We start from the raw sequence: 18,348 nt of genomic DNA on the forward strand, positions 1-18,348 counted from the left end.
CTCGGGCTTTCCTCCGGGCGCTTCCCTTCGGTCTTGCGTTTCCGACTCTATCAGATCTTTCCGATCCGATTTCCTCGGTGCTTTCCAGGTTCCCGCTTCCGCGTTTCCCTTTCCGGCGGTTCCGACTCTATCAGATCTTTTCTCGACCTGACCCCCGGTCAGCGGGGTCCGTCTTCCCGGCTGTTGGGCCGTTCCGACGAGTGAGACTTTAGCGGATTCCCTGCCACCGAGCGAATCGGGGGCTGCGTCCTTTCGAACGCGGATTCCTCATTCCGTGAATACGCACGCCAAGGAAACGACGGCAGCCGGACAAACGACTGTCGCCGAGTGGTGTTGAGTACCTGCGGATTGGCTGTCCGGGGACCGACCGGGGTCGGCTCTCACGTCGGACAACTCGAAGAACCCTAGGGGCCGGGTCGGGGCGTGTCAACTTGCGGCGGAACGACCCCGGCAGGAGTAGCCTGAGCGTCATGACTACGCGTACGTGCACCCAGCTGTGGTGGGCCGCCTGACGGCGGCCGGATTCACGTATGCATCCAACGGCCGCCGCCTCGGCGGCCGTTCTCGTTTCTCCCTCCTGAGGACCGGCCGGCCGGGCGCGGCGGCCACGACCAGGAGGTAGCAGATGACGCGCGTCTTCAGCGGGGTCAAGCCCACCGGGCATCTGACGCTGGGGAACTATCTGGGCGCCATGCGGCAGTGGGCCGAGGAGGACCAGCACCGGTCGGACGCGTTGTTCTGCGTCGTCGACCTGCATGCGCTGACCGTGGACCACGACCCGGCCCGGGTCCGGCGGCTCTCCCGGCAGGCGGCGACGCTGCTGCTGGCCTCGGGGCTGGATCCGGAGCGGTGCACGGTGTTCGTGCAGAGCCATGTCGACGAGCACGCACGGCTGTCGTACCTGCTGGAGTGCGTGGCCACCGACGGCGAGATGCGCCGGATGATCCAGTACAAGGAGAAGTCGGTCCGGGAGCGCGAGCGGGGCGGGAGCGTGCGGCTGTCCCTGCTGACCTACCCGGCGCTGATGGCGGCGGACATCCTGGCGTACGGCACCGACGAGGTGCCCGTCGGGGAGGACCAGACGCAGCACGTGGAGCTGGCCCGCGACCTGGCGGTGCGGTTCAACCACCGCTACGGCCACACCTTCACCGTGCCCAGGGCGACCCGGCCGAAGGTGGCGGCGCGGGTGATGAACCTGCAGGACCCGGCGTCGAAGATGGGCAAGTCCGACGACACGGGACCGGGCATCGTCTATCTGCTGGACGAACCCGACACGGTGCGCAGAAAGGTCATGCGGGCGGTGACCGACGGCGGGCGGGGGGTCGTGTACGACCGGGCCGAGCGGCCGGGCGTGGCCAACCTGCTGGAGATCCTGGCCGCGTGCGCGGGCGGGGACCCGGAGGCCCTGGCCGGCGGCTACGACTCCTACGGCGCCCTGAAGAAGGACACCGCGGAGGCGGTGATCGAGGCGCTGCGGCCCGTGCGGGAGCGGCACCAGGCGCTGTGCGCGGATCCGGCGTACGTGGACGGGGTGCTGCGGACGGGCGCGGAGCGGGCCCGCGGGATGGCACGGCCGTGGGTCGACGCCGCGTACCGGGCGATCGGGCTGCTGCCGGCCTGAAAGGGGATCCGGGCCGGGCCCCGCGCGAGGCGGGGCCCGGCGTGCGGGTCAGCCGTTGTTGCCGGTGGCGAGTTCGCGGCTGCGGTCGCGCGCGGCCTCCAGGGCGGCGATGAGCGCGGCGCGGACTCCGTGGTTCTCCAGCTCGCGGATGGCGTTGATGGTGGTGCCGGCGGGCGAGGTGACGTTCTCGCGGAGCCTGACGGGGTGCTCGCCGCTGTCGCGGAGCATCACGGCGGCGCCGATCGCGGACTGGACGATCAGGTCGTGGGCCTTGTCGCGGGGCAGGCCGAGGAGGATGCCGGCGTCGGTCATGGCCTCGACGAGGTAGAAGAAGTACGCGGGGCCCGAGCCGGACAGGGCCGTGCAGGCGTCCTGCTGGGACTCGGGGACGCGGAGCGTCTTTCCGACGGCGCCGAAGATCTCCTCGGCGACGGCGACGTGGTCCGCGGTGGCGTGGCTGCCGGCAGAGATGACGGACATGGCCTCGTCCACGAGGGCGGGCGTGTTCGTCATGACCCGGACGACCGGGGTGCCCGCGGCGAGGCGCTCCTCGAAGAACGAGGTCGGGATGCCCGCGGCGCCGCTGATGACCAGGCGGTCGGCGGGGATGTGCGGGGCGAGCTCGGCGAGGAGCGTGCCCATGTCCTGCGGCTTGACGGTGAGGATCAGGGTGTCGGCGTTCTTGGCGGCCTCGGCGTTGGTCACCGGGGAGACGCCGTGCCGGGCGCGGAGTTCTTCGGCGCGCTCGGGCCGGCGGGCGGTGACCAGGAGGTCGGCCGGGGCCCAGCCGGCCCGGAGCATTCCGCTGAGCAGGGCTTCGCCGATCTTGCCGGTGCCGAGGACTGCGACTTTCTGGCTCATGGACTCATCCTCGCACCGGCGGTGGCGGCCGCGGCCGGTTCGTCCGGCCGGTGGGACGCGGCGTCGGGGTCCCACCGGGCCGGTCCGGTCCACGGCCGTGCGGGCACCGGGGTGCCGCGACCGCCTGGGTGCCGCGGGCGCCGGGACGGTTGCACTGCCCGGGCCCGCGCAGGTCTCAGGGGGTCCGCCGCTTCAGGGTCGCCGCGCCGAGGGCCAGGACGAGCAGCGCGCAGCCCGCGACGATCAGGACGTCCCGGACGAAGGTGGCCGTCATGTCGGTGTGCCGCAGCACCTCGTTCATCCCGTCGACCGCGTACGACATCGGCAGGACGTCGGAGATGCCGTCCAGGACGGGCTGCATCGAGGAGCGGGGTGCGAAGAGTCCGCAGAGCAGGAGCTGGGGGAAGATCACCGCGGGCATGAACTGGACCGCCTGGAACTCGGACGCGGCGAACGCGGAGACGAACAGGCCGAGGGCGGTGCCGAGGAGCGCGTCGAGGAGCGCGACCAGCAGGAGCAGCCAGGGCGAGCCGGTCACGTCCAGGCCGAGGAACCACAGCGCCAGGCCGGTGGCCAGGGCCGACTGCACGACGGCGACGGCGCCGAAGGCGAGGGCGTACCCGGCGATGAGGTCGCCCTTGCCCATGGGCATGGCGAGGAGCCGTTCGAGGGTTCCCGAGGTGCGTTCGCGCAGGGTGGCGATCGAGGTCACCAGGAACATGGTGATCAGCGGGAAGATGCCGAGGAGCGAGGCGCCGATGTCGTCGAAGGTGTGCGGGCTGCCGTCGAAGACGTAGCGCAGCAGGACCAGCATCAGGCAGGGGACCAGGAGCATCAGCGCGATGGTGCGCGGGTCGTGGCGCAGCTGGCGCAGGACCCGGCTCGCGGTGGCCATGGCGCGGGAGGGGCTCAGGGCGCCGGTGGGCGCGGGGGCGGGCAGGGTGCTCATCGGGCTGTCTCCTTGGCGTGGCCGGCTGCGGCCGCTTCGTCCACCAGGTGCAGGAAGGCCGCCTCGACGGTGGCGGTGCCGGTGCGGGTCCGCAGGGCGTCCGGGGTGTCCTCGGCGAGGATCCGTCCGCCGCGCATGAGGAGGAGGCGGTGGCACCGCTCGGCCTCGTCCATGACGTGCGAGGAGACGAGGAGGGCGGTGCCGCGGGTGGCGGCGATGTCGTGGAAGAGGTTCCACAGGTCGCGGCGCAGGACGGGGTCGAGGCCGACGGTGGGTTCGTCCAGGACCAGGAGTTCGGGGGTGCCGAGCAGGGCCACCGCGAGGGAGACGCGGCTGCGCTGGCCGCCGGAGAGGTTCCCGGCGAGGGCGCCTGCGTGGTCGGCGAGGTCGACGTCGGCGACGACCCGGGAGACGGCGTCCCGGCGGCGGGCGGCGGCCGCGCGGCCCGGGTCGAGGATCGCGGCGAAGTAGTCGAGGTTCTGGCGGACGGTCAGGTCGTCGTAGACGGAAGGGTGCTGGGTGACGTAGCCGATGCGGGCCCTCAGGTCGGGGTGTCCGGCAGGGCGGCCGAGGACGTCGAGGGTGCCGGAGACCTTCGCCTGGGTGCCGACGATCGCCCGCATCAGGGTCGACTTGCCGCAGCCGGAGGGGCCGAGGAGGCCGGTGATCCGGCCGCGGGGGACGACGAAGCCGAGGTCCCGCAGGACCGTGCGGGAGCCGCGGACGGCGGTGAGGCCCGCGGCCCGGACGGCGTCGGTGTCCGCGGTCGGCGGCGGACCCGAAGATTTATTCATCATGTGATGAATAATGCGCGTCGCGGAGAGGCTCCGTCAAGGGGGCGACGAGGCCGGGGGCCGGTCGGGGCGGCGCGCCCGCGACCGGCCCCGGGTGAGGGATCCGCCGTTCCGGGTCAGGGGCGGAGTGCCACGAGGAGCAGCACGTCGTAGGTCTCCTCCACGACGCCGTCGGGGAAGACCCTCAGCAGATGGCCGCGCTCCTCCTCCAGGTACGCGGTCCGGCGCTCCTCGGGGATGACCAGGAAGGCCGAGTGGCTGCCGATGTTGGCCAGGTGGGTGTCGAGGGGGACGCGGCGGCTCCAGCGGAGCACGCGCCGGGTGAAGCGGAGACGGCCGCTGGGGTCGGCCAGGTCCGTGCGGTCCGCCGCCCTGCGCTTCTCGGCGGCGGCGTCCACGCCGAAGAACCGGCCGGCGCGGTCGGCGGCGTCGGCGACCCACCCGACGTCGAGCGCGTCGGTGTTCCACCACAGCGCCAGTGCGCCGCCCGGCCGCAGCACGCGCAGCGCCTCCGGCACCGAACGCGCCGGGTCGGTCCAGTGCCAGGCCTGGGCGTAGCTGAGGAGGTCGGCGCGGGCGTCGGCGACGGGGAGGGCGTTGCCGTCGCCGCGGACGACCGGGACGTGCGGCAGCGCGCGGCGGAGCTCGGCGGCCATGCCCGCGCCGGGTTCGACCGCGAGGACGTCGGCGCCGCGGTCGGCCAGCAGCCGGGTCGCGATCCCGGTGCCGGCGCCCACGTCGACGGCCCGGGCACCGGACAGCGGCCGGCCGGCCAGTGCCTCCACGGTGTCGAGGAGGGCGGCCGGATAGGAGGGGCGGTTCGCGGCGTACTGGGCCGCGGCGGCGTCGAAGGAGCGGGCGCGCAGGGCGTGGGAGGGCACGGACGGCGGCGAGGCTGAAGTCGTGGTCATGCCGCCATGGTGCGCGCGGCACGACGGGCGGGGACAGCGGATTTGCGGGGTCTCGGCCTCCGCGGGCAGCGACGGGTCGGCCGGGGGCGAGCGGTTCGGTCCGGCGCGGACGACGGCGCCGGGGACGGGCCGGCGTTCCGGTCCGGCGGGCGGTGCGGGCCGCTCACGCCGACGCTCCGGTGGGGCGGGCGCCGCGCCCTGTCGGTGCGGGCGCTCCGGTCGGGCGGGGGCTGCTCCCCGTCGGTCCGGGTGATCCCGCGAGGCCGGCGGTCCGGGCCGGCCGCGTCAGCGGTGGCGCTTCTTCCTCGACGGGTTGCCCGTACGCCGGGAGGAGCGGCGCTCGTACCGCTCGCGGGCCTCCTCGTACTCCGCGCGGTGCAGCTTCTCGCCCGGGGCCTCGGTGAGGGAGCGCAAGAAGTGGGCGAGGAGGGAACCGATGAAGCCGATGGCGAGCAGTCCCCTCAGGGACGCCTGGCGTTCGGGGTCGGGGCGCCGGGAGAAGCCGTCCCAGGTGTGCCGGAAGGCGAGCGCGCTGCACACCGCGAACATCACGACGACCAGCAGCGACACGAAGGCGCCCGAGTCGGCGATCCGGAGGCCCTCGTAGGCGAAGCGCAGCACGAAGCAGGAGGCGGCCGCGGCCGCGAGGGAGCCCGCGGCGACGCCGGCCCGGCGGGCCCCGTAGCCGCCGTCGTGCCGCACCCAGGTCGTGCCGAAGAAGCGGAGGGGCTCGGGGCGGGGGCCGTCGGCGGCCGGGGAGCCCGCCGGGGCGGTGTCCGTCGTGTCCGGGGTGCCGTTCTCGTCGCTCACGCGTCGATTATGGCGCCGGGGCGGCCGCGGGCTCCGGCCGGGCTCAGCCGCAGCGGGAGGCGACGTAGCCGTCGCTGCCGGTGTGCACGTAGGCGTCGGCGACGTACTCGCCGGAGCCGACGCAGTCCCAGAGGGCGCTGGTGCCGTACGGGCCCGTGACCGTGGTGCCCGTGGTCTGGCAGTGGATCGGCACGGAGGCGCCCTCGGGGAGCACCCGCACGACGCCGTAGCCGGTGCCCGGTCCGCTGCGGACGTTCACCCGGACGCCCGGTGCGACCGGGTAGTACCGCACGAGTGCCACCGCGGCGACGCTCCCGGCCGGTGCCCCGGTGACGGCCGCCGTCCCGGCGGCGGCCGTGCGCCCGGCTTCCTCGACACGCTCGACAGACATGGTCGTTCCTCCCCCGTCGCTCCCCATGGCGGTCATGGGGCCCGTGGCCGCGCCCGTGACGGTCGCGGACCTCGGCTGCACCCGAGGACGGCCCCGGGGCCCCGCCCGGTTCCCCCGCGCGGCCCGCGCCGGGCCCCGGGCGGACGACGCGCAGGCGCCGGCAGCCGCCTCCGTCCCGTGCGGCTCATCGACTAGGCTCGGACGTCGCGCCGCGCGGACGAGAGCACGGGGGTGGTCCATGACGCCACAGCGCAACGGCGGAGCGGGCGCCGCAGCGGATCGTCCCGAGTACGCCGGCCAGTACCGACTCCAATCCCGCCTCGGTTCCGGGGGCATGGGGGTCGTGCACCTGGCCCGCAGCACCTCGGGACTGACGCTGGCGGTCAAGGTCGTGCACACCTCGCACGCGGCCGATCCCGAGTTCCGGGGGCGCTTCCGGCAGGAGGTGGCCGCGGCCCGGCGGGTCAGCGGCGCCTTCACCGCGCCCGTCGTCGACGCCGACCCGGAGGCCGAACGGCCCTGGATGGCCACCCTGTTCATCCCGGGCCCCACCCTGGCCGAGCAGGTGAAACGGAACGGGCCGATGGCCCCGCCGCAGCTGCGCCGCCTGATGGCCGGACTGGCGGAGGCGCTGCGCGACATCCACCGGGTCGGGGTCGTCCACCGCGACCTCAAGCCGAGCAACGTACTGCTCGCCGAGGACGGCCCGAAGGTCATCGACTTCGGCATCTCCCGCCCCATGGACAGCGAACTGCGCACCGAGACGGGCAAGTTGATCGGAACACCGCCCTTCATGGCGCCGGAGCAGTTCCGGCGGCCCCGGGAGGTCGGGCCGGCCGCCGACATCTTCGCGCTGGGGTCCGTGCTGGTGCACGCGGCCACCGGACGCGGGCCGTTCGACTCCGACAGCCCCTACATCGTCGCCTACCAGGTCGTGCACGACGAGCCCGATCTGACCGGCGTGCCGGACAACCTGGCGCCGCTCGTGCTGCGCTGCCTGGCCAAGGAGCCCGGGGACCGTCCGACGCCGGACGAGCTGATGCGCGAGCTGCGGCGGGTCGCGGCGTCCTACGACACCCAGGCGTTCATACCGGGACAGCGTTCGCAGGACGCGCCCCGTCCGGAGCAGGCCGGACCGGCGGACGCCGTGGACTCCGCGGCGGAGTCCACGGCAGGGTCCACCGGGGAACGGCCGCCCGGCCGCGGGCGGTTCCGGCCGACCGCGCCGGTGCTGGCCCTGGCGGCGGGCGGGCTCGCCCTGGTCGCCGGTGCGGTGTTCGGCTCGGTACGGCTGCTCGGCGACCAGGACCGGCCCGCACCGCACGCATCCGCGCCGCGCACCGCCTCGGCCGCCTTCTCCGGGTGGGCCGCGAAGTCCTGGTCCGACGAGGGCGGCACGCCCCAGTGCTCGTACGGCGCCGGGGCCCTGGTCTGCGCGCGGCCGGGGCTGCTCTACGCCCTCGACCCTGCCTCCGGCAGGAAGCTGTGGCGGCACCCGCTGGGCGAGCGGCAGTTGCGCACCGCGCCGCCCGCGGTGGCGGGGGGCCTGGTGCAGCCGATGACCGACCACGGCCGGGAGCTGGAGGCGCTGGACCCCGCCACGGGCCGGCCCCGCTGGCACAGGTCCGTGCCCGCGTACAGCGGGGTGCTGGAGGCCGGCGGCAGGCTGCTGCTCACCGGCGTCGACGGGGTGGTCCGTGCGGTGGACGGCGCCTCGGGCGGCATCCGGTGGAGCAGGAGGGTGCCGGGCGTGGCCCTGCCGCACTTCTTCTCCTTCGCCGGGGATCCGCTGGCGTACACGGCGAGCACCTCGGACGACGGCTCGGCCACCCGGGTCCTCGCGGTGGATCCGCGGACGGGCGGGGTGCGCTGGGAGGCGCGGCTGCGCGGGACGCTGACGCCGGTCGGCAGCGAGGGCGGCTCCCTGGTGCTGCTCTCCGCCCGCGCCGACTTCATCGGCCAGGTCGACGCCGTCGTCCGCTACACCCCGGCGTCGCGGACCGCCCGCCGCATCGCGCTGCCCCTGCCGCGCGACACCGCGCAGGCGACCGTGCACGGCGGGGTCGTCCACCTGCTGGCGGAGGGCGGCTCGCTGGAGGCGGTCGACCTGGCGACGGGCCGGGAGCGCTGGCGGCTGGAGACCGCCGTGAGCCGCGGGTCGGCGCCGGCCGCGGACGACCGCCATGTGTACGTCACCGCGGGCGACGGCCGGCTGCTGGCGGTGGACGCCCGGACCGGGCGGCTGCTGGGGCAGACGGTGCCGCGGTTCGGCCCGCACCCGGACCGGGTGGCCGCCTCGCTGCCGGCGCCGCTGCCGGTCGGGGACCACGTCTACGCGGCGGCCCCCGACGGCACGGTCTTCGCCGAGGACGGCCGCGCCCCGTCCCACTGGTGACCCCGGGGGGCGGCCCGCGCCGCCGGCCCCGGTCGCCGGTGACGCCGGGCCCGGCCGCGCGTGCCGACGGGCCCGGTCGCCGGTGGCGCCGGGCCCGTCGGCGGGCGGCGGGGATCCTCCCGAGAGGGGTCAGCCCAGCTTGGAGACGTCGCGTACGGCGCCCCGGTCGGCGCTCGTGGCCATCGCCGCGTAGGCCCGCAGCGCCGCGGACACCTTGCGGTCGCGGTCGCCGGGCGCGTACACGCCGTTCAGCGCCCGGTCGCGGCGGGCGAGTTCCTCGTCGTCGACGAGCAGGTCGATGGTGCGGCGGGGGATGTCGATGCGGATCCGGTCGCCGTCGCGGACCAGTGCGATCGTGCCGCCGGAGGCCGCCTCGGGCGAGGCGTGGCCGATGGACAGGCCCGAGGTGCCGCCGGAGAAGCGGCCGTCCGTGACGAGGGCGCAGGCCTTCCCCAGGCCGCGCCCCTTCAGGTACGAGGTCGGGTAGAGCATCTCCTGCATGCCGGGGCCGCCCTTGGGACCCTCGTAGCGGATGACGACGACGTCGCCCTCCTCGACCTGCTGGGTCAGGATCTTCTGGACGGCCTCCTCCTGCGACTCGCAGACGACCGCCGGGCCCTCGAAGGTCCAGATCGACTCGTCGACGCCGGCGGTCTTCACCACGCAGCCGTCCACGGCCAGGTTGCCCCGGAGGACCGCCAGGCCGCCGTCCTTGGAGTAGGCGTGCTCGACGGAGCGGATGCAGCCGCCCTCGCCGTCGTCGTCCAGCGACTCCCACCGCTCGGACTGGGAGAACGCCTCGGCCGAGCGCACGCAGCCCGGGGCCGCGTGCCACAGCTCGACCGCCTCGGGCGAGGGGGAGCCGCCGCGGACGTCCCAGGTCTTCAGCCAGTCGGCGAGGGACGGGCTGTGCACGGCGTGCACGTCCTCGTTGAGCAGGCCACCGCGGTGCAGCTCGCCGAGGAGCGCGGGGATGCCGCCGGCCCGGTGCACGTCCTCCATGTAGTAGGTGCGGTCCTTGGCGACGTTGGGGGCGACCTTGGCCAGGCAGGGCACCCGGCGCGAGACCTGGTCGATCTCCGGCAGTCCGAAGGCGACGCCCGCCTCCTCGGCGGCGGCCAGCAGGTGCAGGATCGTGTTGGTCGAGCCGCCCATGGCGATGTCGAGGGCCATCGCGTTCTCGAAGGCGGCGAAGGTCGCGACGGAGCGGGGCAGGACCGTCTCGTCGTCCTGCTCGTAGTAGCGGCGGGTCAGGTCCAGGACCGTGCGGGCCGCGTCCTCGTAGAGCGCCTTGCGGGCGGTGTGGGTGGCGAGGACCGAGCCGTTGCCCGGGAGGGCCAGGCCGATGGCCTCCGTCAGGCAGTTCATCGAGTTGGCGGTGAACATGCCGGAACAGGAGCCGCAGGTCGGGCAGGCGTTCTCCTCGATGCGGAGGATGTCCTCGTCGGAGATCGTGTCGTTCACCGCGTCGGAGATCGCGTCGACCAGGTCGAGGGTGCGGACCGTGCCGTCGACGAGGGTGGCCCGGCCGGACTCCATCGGGCCGCCGGAGACGAAGACCGTCGGGATGTTCAGCCGCAGGGCCGCCATCAGCATGCCCGGGGTGATCTTGTCGCAGTTGGAGATGCAGATCAGGGCGTCGGCGCAGTGGGCCTCGACCATGTACTCGACGCTGTCCGCGATCAGGTCCCGGGAGGGCAGGCTGTAGAGCATGCCGCCGTGGCCCATGGCGATGCCGTCGTCCACCGCGATGGTGTTGAACTCGCGCGGGATGCCGCCCGCCGCGCGGACCGCGTCGCTGACGATCCGGCCCACCGGCTGGAGGTGGGTGTGGCCCGGGACGAACTCGGTGAAGGAGTTGGCGACGGCGACGATCGGCTTCCGCCCGATGTCCGCACCCGGTACACCGGAGGCCCGCATGAGGGCGCGGGCGCCCGCCATGTTGCGGCCGTGGGTGACTGTGCGGGACCTCAGCTCGGGCATCGTCGCTCGCTCCTTCGGAGAGTTCCGCCGGGGGAACCCGGCAGGGTTCTGACGCAGTCGAGCGTACGCCGGTCATCCAGGGGTCGGGACGCGCCGTCCGGAATACGGGACGCGTATCTCAGTGGGCCGGCCGGTTCCGCCCGGGTGCGCCGGCCCGTCCCGCCGGTCGGGTCCCCGGGGCCGCGCACGGCCGGGCAGCACGGCGGGGCACGGTCCTCGGGCACGGACCTCAGGGGCGGGTGAGGTGGCCCTGCACCACGGGGGCCACCCGGGCGATGATGTGTTCGACGTCCGCGGACGCCAGCGGCTCCACCTTGATCACGTACCGCAGCATCGCGCAGCCCACCAGCTGCGCCGCGGCCAGCTCGGCCCGCAGCTCGGCGTCCGGCAGGTCGACCTGGGAGGCGATGCGGCGCAGCAGCTGGGCGGCGATCAGGCGGCGGAAGACGGCGGCCGCGGTCTCGTTGTTCACGGCGGAGCGCACGATCGCCAGCAGGGGCGTGCGCGTGGTGGGGTTCTCCCAGACGCCGAAGACGAAGCGGGCCAGCCGCTCGCCGACGCCGTCGAGGGGCCCCTCGGCCAGCGCGTCGGGCGCGTCCAGGGCGGGGGCGAAGGCGACCTCGACGGCCGCCTCGAAGACCTGCTCCTTGGTCCCGAAGTAGTGGTGGACCAGCGCCGGGTCGACTCCGGCCGCCTTGGCGATGCCGCGCACGGAGGTCTTCTCGTAGCCGCGCTCGGAGAACTCCTCGCGGGCCGCGGTCAGGATGAGGTCGCGGGTGTCGGCGGCCTCGGTGCGGCGGGGCCGGCCCCGCCGGCGGGCGGCGGCGTCGGTCATCCGCGGGACACCTTCGCGGACGACGCCAGGTGCAGCCGGGTGAAGGCGAGGGCCTCGGCCAGGTCCGCCTCGCGCTCCGCGCTGGACATGGCCCGGCGGGTGTTGACCTCGATGACGACATGGCCGTCGAAGCCGTACCGGGCGAGGCGTTCCAGCACCTCGGCGCAGGGCTGGGTGCCGCGGCCGGGCACCAGGTGCTCGTCCTTGTTGGACCCGGCGCCGTCGGCGAGGTGGACGTGGCCGAGCCGGCCGCCCATCCGGTCCAGCATGTCGAGCGCGTCGGTGCGGGCCGTCGCGACATGGCTGAGATCGATCGTGAAGTGGCGGTAGTCGTCCTTCGTGACGTCCCAGTCGGGGGCGTACGCGAGCATCTCGCGGTCGCGGTAGCGCCAGGGGTACATGTTCTCGACGGCGAAGCGGACGTCCGTCTCGTCGGCCATCTTCCAGACTCCGTCCACGAAGTCCCGGGCGTACTGGCGCTGCCAGCGGAACGGCGGATGCACGACGACGGTGCTCGCGCCGAGCCGTTCCGCGGCCGACCGGGCGCGCTGCAGCTTGACCCAGGGGTCGGTGGACCACACCCGCTGGGTGATCAGCAGGCAGGGCGCGTGGACGGCGAGTATGGGGATCCGGTGGTAGTCGCTGAGCCGGCGCAGCGCGTCGATGTCCTGGCTGACCGGGTCGGTCCACACCATGACCTCGACACCGTCGTACCCGAGGCGCGCGGCGGTCTCGAAGGCCGTCGCCGTCGACTCCGGGTAGACGGAGGCCGTCGACAGGGCGACCTTCGCATCCGGGATGCGCACCACTGGTTCTGCCACGAGGGACAGCTTATGGGGCCCGGCGGACCACCGTTGTGCCGGTGGCCGGCCGCCCGGCCACCGTACGCAACCGCCGGGCGGGGCCGTCATGAGGGCATACGCGGCTGCACAGCGGCCCCCGCCGGGACGCGGCCGTGTGGCGGGTCTCACGCCGGTGCGGCGCACTCCGGGGGCCCTTCGGGCCGGGGCGCGGCCCGCGCGGGGCCCGGGTCCCGGGTCCCGGTCACGACGTCGGCATGTGGTCCAGCCTCCTGAGGATCACGCCCTCGCGCAGCGCCCACGGGCAGATCTCCAGGGTCTCGACGCCGAACAGGTCCATCGCGGCCTCGGCGACCAGGGCCCCCGCCAGGAGCTGCCCCGCCCGGCCGTCGGAGACGCCGGGCAGCTCCGACCGCTCCTCGACCGTCATCCCGGCGAGCCGCGGCACCCAGCCCTCCAGGGACTCCCGCTTGAGCTCGCGCTGGACGTAGAGCCCGTCGGCGGAGCGCGCGGCACCCGCTATCCGGGCGAGCTGCTTGAACGTCTTGGACGTGGCGACCACGTGGTCGGGGGCGCCGAAGCGGCTGAACTCGCCGACCGTGCGGGCGATCTCCGCCCGCACGTGGCGGCGCAGCGCCCGGACCGCGTCGGGTCCCGGCGGGTCGCCGGGCAGCCAGGTCGCGGTGAGCCGGCCCGCGCCGAGCGGCAGCGACACCGCCGCGTCGGGCTCCTCGTCCATCCCGTAGGCGACCTCGAGGGAGCCGCCGCCGATGTCCAGGACCAGCAGCTTCCCGGACGACCAGCCGAACCAGCGGCGGGCGGCGAGGAAGGTGAGGCGGGCCTCCTCGGCCCCGGTGAGCACCTGGAGCTCGACGCCGGTCTCGGCCTGCACGCGCGCGAGGACGTCGTCGGCGTTGCTGGCCTCCCGCACGGCGGAGGTCGCGAACGGCAGCAGGTCCTCGACGCCCTTGTCCTCGGCGGCCTGCAGCGCGTCCCGGACGACGGCGACCAGCCGGTCGACGCCGTCGGGGCCGATCGCGCCGTCCCCGTCGAGGAGTTGCGCGAGCCGCAGATCCGCCTTGTGCGAGTGCGCGGGCAGCGGGCACGCGCCGGGGTGGGCGTCGACCACCAGCAGGTGCACCGTGTTCGAACCCACGTCGAGGACACCGAGTCTCATGTACGGAACGCTACTGCCACCCGGGCCGCCGTCGACCCCCGGAGCCCCGCGCGGGACGGTCCCGCCGCGCCCGTCCCGCGGCATACCCTGGACGGGTGCCAAAGACGAAAAAGGCAAAGAACGAGAAGGCAGCGAAAGCCGCGGATGCGGCAGGTCCGGAAAGGGCGGCAAAGGCGGACGAGCCGGCCACGGCGGCCGGACCGGCCGGGGGTTCTTCGCCTGCGACGCCACCGAGGAGGGCGAGGAAGCAGCGTCCGGAGCCCGACGAGAAGGGGCTCGACTTCGCGCGTGCGTGGGTGGAGTTTCCGGATCCCGCGGACGACGAGCAGGTGTTCCGCTGCGATCTGACATGGCTGACCTCCCGGTGGACCTGCATCTTCGGCAGCGGCTGCCAGGGCATCCAGGCGGGCCGCGCGGACGACGGGTGCTGCTCGCTGGGCGCGCACTTCTCCGACGAGGACGACGAGCAGCGGGTCGCGGAGCACGTGGCACGGCTCACCCCGGACATCTGGCAGAACCACGCCGAGGGCACCCGCCACGGCTGGGTGTCGGAGGACGACGAGGGCTCCCGCCAGACCCGGCCGTACCAGGGTTCCTGCATCTTCCAGAACCGCCCCGGCTTCGCCGGCGGCATGGGCTGCTCGCTGCACATCCTGGCGCTGCGGGAGGGCCGCGAGCCGCTGGAGACCAAGCCGGACGTCTGCTGGCAGCTGCCCGTCCGGCGGACCTTCGAGTGGATCGACCGCCCCGACGACACCCGGGTGCTCCAGGTGTCGATCGGGGAGTACGACCGCCGGGGCTGGGGTCCGGGCGGCCACGACCTGCACTGGTGGTGCACCTCGGCGACGTCGGCGCACGGCGCGGGCGAGCCGGTGTACGTCTCCTACCGGGCCGAGCTGACCGAGCTGATGGGCAAGGCCGGCTACGACCGTCTGGCCGAGCTGTGCGAGGAGCGCCTGGCGGGGCAGCTCCCCCTGCTGGCCCCGCACCCGGCGGACCCGGCGTCCTGAGGCCCGGGCCGGCCCGGGGCCCGGTCCCCGGCGCCCGACGGCAGGCCCCCGGCCCCGCGACCACGGCCCCCTCGGGACGGCAGGCCCCCGGCCCCGCGCCTGCGCCGGGCTCCTGACGACGGGCCCGGACTCCCGTCGCGCCACTGCGGTCTGCCCCGCACCGGCGACGCCCCGGGCCCTGCCGGCGCGGGGCTTTCGCGCCGGCAGGCCCCGGCCCCTCTCCGCCGGACCCGGTCGGCGCCCCCGGCAGGGCCCGGCAGGGCTGTCCCGTGATCCCCGGTGGATCGGCGCGCGGCCTCGGATGCGACGCATCGCAGGGCGGAGGGGCGCCCTCGTACAGCGCGTATGCGGGCGACTCGACGACGCGGCGAGGTGCCGCAGCCGTCGTCGTGCGCCCGCCGGAGATCACGGGACACCCCTCAGCCGTCCGACGGACTGGGCTCACCGCTGCCGCCGGGTGACGGGGCCGGGCTGCCGGAGCCGGACGGCGACGGGCCGGTCGGGGTCGGCGACGGGTCGGGCGACGGTGTCGTGGTCGGGCCGGGGCCGGTGGTGCCCGAGGGCGTGGGCGTCGGGCGCGGCCGGGTCGTGGGCGTGGGGTCGCCGGAACGGACCGGGCCGGGGCCGGAGGGCCGGGGCGCGGCACCGTGGCCCTCGATGGAGACGACGGCGCCCGCCGGGGCGATCGCGACCCGGGCGCTCCAGCTGCCGGACGGCTCGCGCAGGTGGTCGACGTACACCTGGACCGTCAGTGTCTCGCCGGGCCGGAGGGTGCCGGAGGAGCGGCTCAGGTACAGCCAGGACGCGCTCGTGGCCGCGGACCAGCGAACCGGTTCGGCGCCTGCCGCGGCCAGGGTGATGCGCGTGGTGTCGCCGTGGTGGCCGGCGGTCACGGTCAGGCGGCCGTCCGCGTGCCCGGCCCCGGCGACGCCGACGACCTCCACCGAGACGTCGGAGCGCCGGTCGCGGCCGGAGGAGTCGGGGTGGGTGCGCCGGTCGCCGGCGTTCTGGTAGCCGCCCGCGGCCGTGCCGCCGAGGTTGTCCGGGTCGTGCGCCTCGTGGGCGGTGGCGGACGGGCCGGTGCCGCCCTCGCCGGTGGGGGTGCCCCGGTGGGCGGCCCACAGGGCGAGCACGGGGGCCGCGACGACGGTGGCGACGACGGTCGTGGTCACGGCCCGCGCGCGGAGCCGGTCCCGGCGGGCCGCGTGGTCCTTGGGGTCCATCGGGAAGCCGCGCCGGTCGAAGCGGGGCGCGCCGCCTCGCGCGCGCGGGTGGTGCGCCATCGCCATCGCGACGTGCAGCGCCGCGCGGGGCGCCGGCAGGACGGGCAGCTCGGCGGGGGTGACCGAGGCGCCCGGCCAGCGGCCGGGGACCGCGCGCCCGGCGGTGCGGCGGCAGTGCGGGCAGTCGTCGACGTGCCGGACGAGTTCGCGCCGCAGGGCCGCGCTGAGCACCAGCTGCCGGTCTCCGGTGAGCCGGGCGACGCCGGGGCAGCCGCCGGTCTCGACGACCGCGAGGGCCGCGCGGGTGCGCTCCACCTCGCAGGCGGCGGAGGCGAGCAGCTCGCGGGCGGCGGCCGCGGACATGCCGAGCACGGCGGCGACCTCGTGGGCGGCGAGGTGGTGGCGCACGGCGAGTTCGAGCGCCTCGCGCTGCTCGGGACTGGTGCCGGCCGCCTCCGGCCAGGCGAGCCGGGCGAGCTCGTCCCGCCGCCGCTCCCGCTCCTCCTCACCGGCGGCCGGGGTCACGCCCGGGGCTGCGCGGCCGTCCCCGGGGCGCCCGGCGGCATGGGTGCTCTGACGTTTCTGCTTGGCCTCGGCGAGCTTGCGCAGGCATGCCCACCGGGCCAGTGCGTAGAGCCACGCCCGGCGATCACCGGGGGTCTCCGGGCCGCGCTGACCGCGCCGCTCGGCGAGGGCGAGCACGTCCCCGAGGGCGGCGGTGGCCGCCTCGTGGTCGCACAGCACGGACAGGCAGTAGGTGAACAGGCCGTCCAGGTACGGCTCGTAGCGCGCGGGCGGCCGCTGCGCCAGCGTGCGCCCGGCGGCGCGGTCGCGCGCTTCCCGGTGCGCCCGGTGTGCGCCGGTCGTGCGGGTCGTGGTCTCCGGGCTGCTGCTCATCACCCGTGCGACCGTAGGCGCCGGGAGAATGCCCCTTCTTCTCCCTTGAGCACTTTTAATCCGTACGGGTGAAACGATCCCTCATAAGGGGACAGGAAGGTTCCGTTCCGTGACCCGTAGGAGTGCACCGGCCGCAGCGGCGGCCGCACGGGGGCACCGCCCGCTGCGGCCCGTGCTCCCGGACGCCGGTCCGGCCGCCCCCGGGGCCGGGGGGCCCGCCCCCGGCCGCGGGCGGGGCTGTCGGTGGCGGCGGCTACGGTTTCCCCATGGCTGCCCGTACCAGGACCACCAAGGACCGCCCGTCCTACCGCTGCACCGAATGCGGCTGGCAGACGGCCAAATGGCTCGGCCGCTGCCCCGAGTGCCAGGCCTGGGGCACGATCGAGGAGCACGGCACGCCCGCGGTCCGCACCACGGCACCGGGCCGGGTCACCTCCTCCGCCCTGCCCATCGGCCAGGTCGACGGCCGCCGGGCCACCGCCCGCTCCACCGGCGTGCCGGAGCTCGACCGCGTCCTCGGCGGCGGGCTCGTCCCCGGAGCGGTGGTCCTGCTCGCGGGCGAGCCCGGCGTCGGCAAGTCCACACTGCTGCTGGACGTGGCGGCCAAGGCGGCGAGCGGGGACCACCGCACGCTCTACGTCACCGGCGAGGAGTCGGCGAGCCAGGTCCGCCTGCGCGCCGACCGCATCGGCGCCCTCGACGACGACCTCTACCTCGCCGCCGAGACCGATCTGGCCGCCGTCCTCGGGCACTTGGACGCGGTGAAGCCCTCGCTGCTGATCCTCGACTCGGTGCAGACCGTGGCCTCCCCGGAGATCGACGGCGCGCCCGGCGGCATGGCCCAGGTCCGTGAGGTCGCCGGCGCCCTCATCCGGGCCTCCAAGGAGCGGGGCATGTCCACCCTGCTGGTGGGCCACGTCACCAAGGACGGCGCGATCGCCGGCCCCCGCCTCCTGGAGCACCTGGTCGACGTCGTCCTGCACTTCGAGGGCGACCGGCACGCGCGCCTGCGCCTGGTCCGCGGCGTCAAGAACCGGTACGGCGCGACCGACGAGGTCGGCTGCTTCGAGCTGCACGACGAGGGCATCACCGGCCTCGCCGACCCCTCCGGGCTGTTCCTGACCCGCCGGGACGAGCCGGTCCCGGGCACCTGCCTGACCGTCACCCTGGAGGGCCGCCGGCCGCTGGTCGCCGAGGTCCAGGCGCTCACCGTCGACTCCCAGATCCCCTCCCCGCGCCGCACCACGTCCGGCCTGGAGACCTCCCGGGTCTCGATGATGCTGGCCGTCCTGGAGCAGCGCGGCCGGATCAGCGCCCTGGGCAAGCGGGACATCTACTCCGCGACGGTCGGCGGCGTGAAGCTCTCCGAGCCGGCCGCCGACCTGGCGGTCGCGCTCGCCCTGGCGTCGGCCGCCAGCGACACTCCGCTGCCGAAGAACCTGGTCGCCATCGGCGAGGTCGGGCTCGCCGGCGAGGTGAGACGGGTCACGGGCGTCCAGCGCCGGCTCGCCGAGGCCCACCGTCTGGGCTTCACCCACGCCCTCGTCCCGGCGGATCCGGGCCGGACGCCCCCGGGCATGAAGGTCCTGGAAGTCGCCGACATGGGGGACGCTCTGCGGGTCCTGCCCCGCTCCCGTCGCCGAGAGGCCCCACAGGAGCAGGAGGACCGCCGGTAGACTTTGCCCTGGTCT

15 protein-coding genes are annotated in these 18,348 nt (G+C 75.1%); 4 read left to right on the plus strand and 11 right to left on the minus strand.

Annotated features, from left to right (window positions below; all coding sequences use genetic code 11):
- Positions 1-625: 625 nt before the first annotated feature.
- On the plus strand, positions 626-1,621 hold the full coding sequence (trpS, locus tag P3H78_RS31160; RefSeq protein WP_276112545.1) for a tryptophan--tRNA ligase: 996 nt from the start codon (positions 626-628) through the stop codon (positions 1,619-1,621).
- A gap of 48 nt (positions 1,622-1,669) precedes the next feature.
- Here trpS and proC read toward each other — a convergent pair whose 3' ends face one another.
- The 6 genes from proC to P3H78_RS31190 form a co-directional block, all read right to left on the minus strand.
- Positions 1,670-2,482 (minus strand): pyrroline-5-carboxylate reductase, encoded by an 813-nt coding sequence (gene proC / locus P3H78_RS31165; protein WP_276112546.1) that lies wholly within the window; start codon positions 2,480-2,482, stop codon positions 1,670-1,672.
- 175 nt (positions 2,483-2,657) lie between these two features.
- On the minus strand, positions 2,658-3,431 hold the full coding sequence (locus P3H78_RS31170) for an ABC transporter permease (RefSeq protein WP_276112547.1): 774 nt from the start codon (positions 3,429-3,431) through the stop codon (positions 2,658-2,660).
- A complete protein-coding gene (locus P3H78_RS31175) occupies positions 3,428-4,228 on the minus strand; it encodes an ABC transporter ATP-binding protein (RefSeq protein WP_276112548.1) in 801 nt (266 codons plus the stop codon). Before P3H78_RS31175 ends, P3H78_RS31170 begins: the two co-directional genes overlap by 4 nt.
- Positions 4,229-4,341: 113 nt before the next feature.
- The gene (locus P3H78_RS31180) at positions 4,342-5,136 is read right to left on the minus strand and encodes a class I SAM-dependent methyltransferase (protein ID WP_276112549.1); all 795 of its coding nucleotides are present in this window, start codon (positions 5,134-5,136) and stop codon (positions 4,342-4,344) included.
- Positions 5,137-5,421: 285 nt separating this feature from the next.
- A complete protein-coding gene (locus P3H78_RS31185; RefSeq protein ID WP_276112550.1) occupies positions 5,422-5,946 on the minus strand; it encodes an EamA/RhaT family transporter in 525 nt (174 codons plus the stop codon).
- A gap of 43 nt (positions 5,947-5,989) precedes the next feature.
- Complete coding sequence (locus tag P3H78_RS31190) at positions 5,990-6,337, minus strand: SH3 domain-containing protein (protein ID WP_276112551.1); 348 nt, start codon at positions 6,335-6,337, stop codon at positions 5,990-5,992.
- Between the two features lie 238 nt (positions 6,338-6,575).
- Between P3H78_RS31190 and P3H78_RS31195 the strand changes: the two genes are divergently transcribed.
- Positions 6,576-8,732, plus strand: a complete 2,157-nt coding sequence (locus P3H78_RS31195) for a serine/threonine-protein kinase (RefSeq protein ID WP_276112552.1) — start codon at positions 6,576-6,578, stop codon at positions 8,730-8,732.
- A gap of 129 nt (positions 8,733-8,861) precedes the next feature.
- Here P3H78_RS31195 and ilvD read toward each other — a convergent pair whose 3' ends face one another.
- The 4 genes from ilvD to P3H78_RS31215 form a co-directional block, all read right to left on the minus strand.
- Positions 8,862-10,715 (minus strand): dihydroxy-acid dehydratase, encoded by a 1,854-nt coding sequence (gene ilvD / locus P3H78_RS31200; RefSeq protein WP_276112553.1) that lies wholly within the window; start codon positions 10,713-10,715, stop codon positions 8,862-8,864.
- Between the two features lie 229 nt (positions 10,716-10,944).
- Positions 10,945-11,550: a TetR/AcrR family transcriptional regulator gene (locus tag P3H78_RS31205; protein ID WP_276112554.1), complete on the minus strand. Its 606-nt coding sequence runs from the start codon at positions 11,548-11,550 to the stop codon at positions 10,945-10,947.
- The gene (locus P3H78_RS31210) at positions 11,547-12,371 is read right to left on the minus strand and encodes a sugar phosphate isomerase/epimerase family protein (protein ID WP_276112555.1); all 825 of its coding nucleotides are present in this window, start codon (positions 12,369-12,371) and stop codon (positions 11,547-11,549) included. Before P3H78_RS31210 ends, P3H78_RS31205 begins: the two co-directional genes overlap by 4 nt.
- Positions 12,372-12,594: 223 nt before the next feature.
- Positions 12,595-13,527 (minus strand): Ppx/GppA family phosphatase, encoded by a 933-nt coding sequence (locus P3H78_RS31215; RefSeq protein ID WP_276112556.1) that lies wholly within the window; start codon positions 13,525-13,527, stop codon positions 12,595-12,597.
- A gap of 296 nt (positions 13,528-13,823) precedes the next feature.
- Here P3H78_RS31215 and P3H78_RS31220 point away from each other — a divergent pair, with 296 nt between their 5' ends.
- Complete coding sequence (locus P3H78_RS31220; RefSeq protein ID WP_276112557.1) at positions 13,824-14,537, plus strand: DUF3109 family protein; 714 nt, start codon at positions 13,824-13,826, stop codon at positions 14,535-14,537.
- 419 nt (positions 14,538-14,956) lie between these two features.
- Here P3H78_RS31220 and P3H78_RS31225 read toward each other — a convergent pair whose 3' ends face one another.
- Positions 14,957-16,657 (minus strand): BACON domain-containing protein, encoded by a 1,701-nt coding sequence (locus tag P3H78_RS31225; RefSeq protein ID WP_276112558.1) that lies wholly within the window; start codon positions 16,655-16,657, stop codon positions 14,957-14,959.
- Between the two features lie 266 nt (positions 16,658-16,923).
- Here P3H78_RS31225 and radA point away from each other — a divergent pair, with 266 nt between their 5' ends.
- Entirely contained in the window at positions 16,924-18,333 is a 1,410-nt protein-coding gene (gene radA, locus P3H78_RS31230) for a DNA repair protein RadA (RefSeq protein WP_276112559.1), read from the plus strand.
- Positions 18,334-18,348 lie beyond the last annotated feature (15 nt).

Source organism: Streptomyces tropicalis, assembly GCF_029269835.1.
Lineage (GTDB): Bacteria > Actinomycetota > Actinomycetes > Streptomycetales > Streptomycetaceae > Streptomyces > Streptomyces tropicalis.

Bases quoted from the DNA above. Each gene is read 5' to 3' on its own strand.
- trpS (WP_276112545.1), top strand. From the start codon at position 626: ATGACGCGCGTCTTCAGCGGGGTCAAGCCCACCGGGCATCTGACGCTG.
- P3H78_RS31170 (WP_276112547.1), bottom strand. From the start codon at position 3,431: ATGAGCACCCTGCCCGCCCCCGCGCCCACCGGCGCCCTGAGCCCCTCC.
- P3H78_RS31190 (WP_276112551.1), bottom strand. From the start codon at position 6,337: ATGTCTGTCGAGCGTGTCGAGGAAGCCGGGCGCACGGCCGCCGCCGGG.
- radA (WP_276112559.1), top strand. From the start codon at position 16,924: ATGGCTGCCCGTACCAGGACCACCAAGGACCGCCCGTCCTACCGCTGC.
- P3H78_RS31180 (WP_276112549.1), bottom strand. From the start codon at position 5,136: ATGACCACGACTTCAGCCTCGCCGCCGTCCGTGCCCTCCCACGCCCTG.
- P3H78_RS31195 (WP_276112552.1), top strand. From the start codon at position 6,576: ATGACGCCACAGCGCAACGGCGGAGCGGGCGCCGCAGCGGATCGTCCC.
- P3H78_RS31175 (WP_276112548.1), bottom strand. From the start codon at position 4,228: ATGATGAATAAATCTTCGGGTCCGCCGCCGACCGCGGACACCGACGCC.
- P3H78_RS31205 (WP_276112554.1), bottom strand. From the start codon at position 11,550: ATGACCGACGCCGCCGCCCGCCGGCGGGGCCGGCCCCGCCGCACCGAG.
- P3H78_RS31215 (WP_276112556.1), bottom strand. From the start codon at position 13,527: ATGAGACTCGGTGTCCTCGACGTGGGTTCGAACACGGTGCACCTGCTG.
- P3H78_RS31225 (WP_276112558.1), bottom strand. From the start codon at position 16,657: ATGAGCAGCAGCCCGGAGACCACGACCCGCACGACCGGCGCACACCGG.
- ilvD (WP_276112553.1), bottom strand. From the start codon at position 10,715: ATGCCCGAGCTGAGGTCCCGCACAGTCACCCACGGCCGCAACATGGCG.
- proC (WP_276112546.1), bottom strand. From the start codon at position 2,482: ATGAGCCAGAAAGTCGCAGTCCTCGGCACCGGCAAGATCGGCGAAGCC.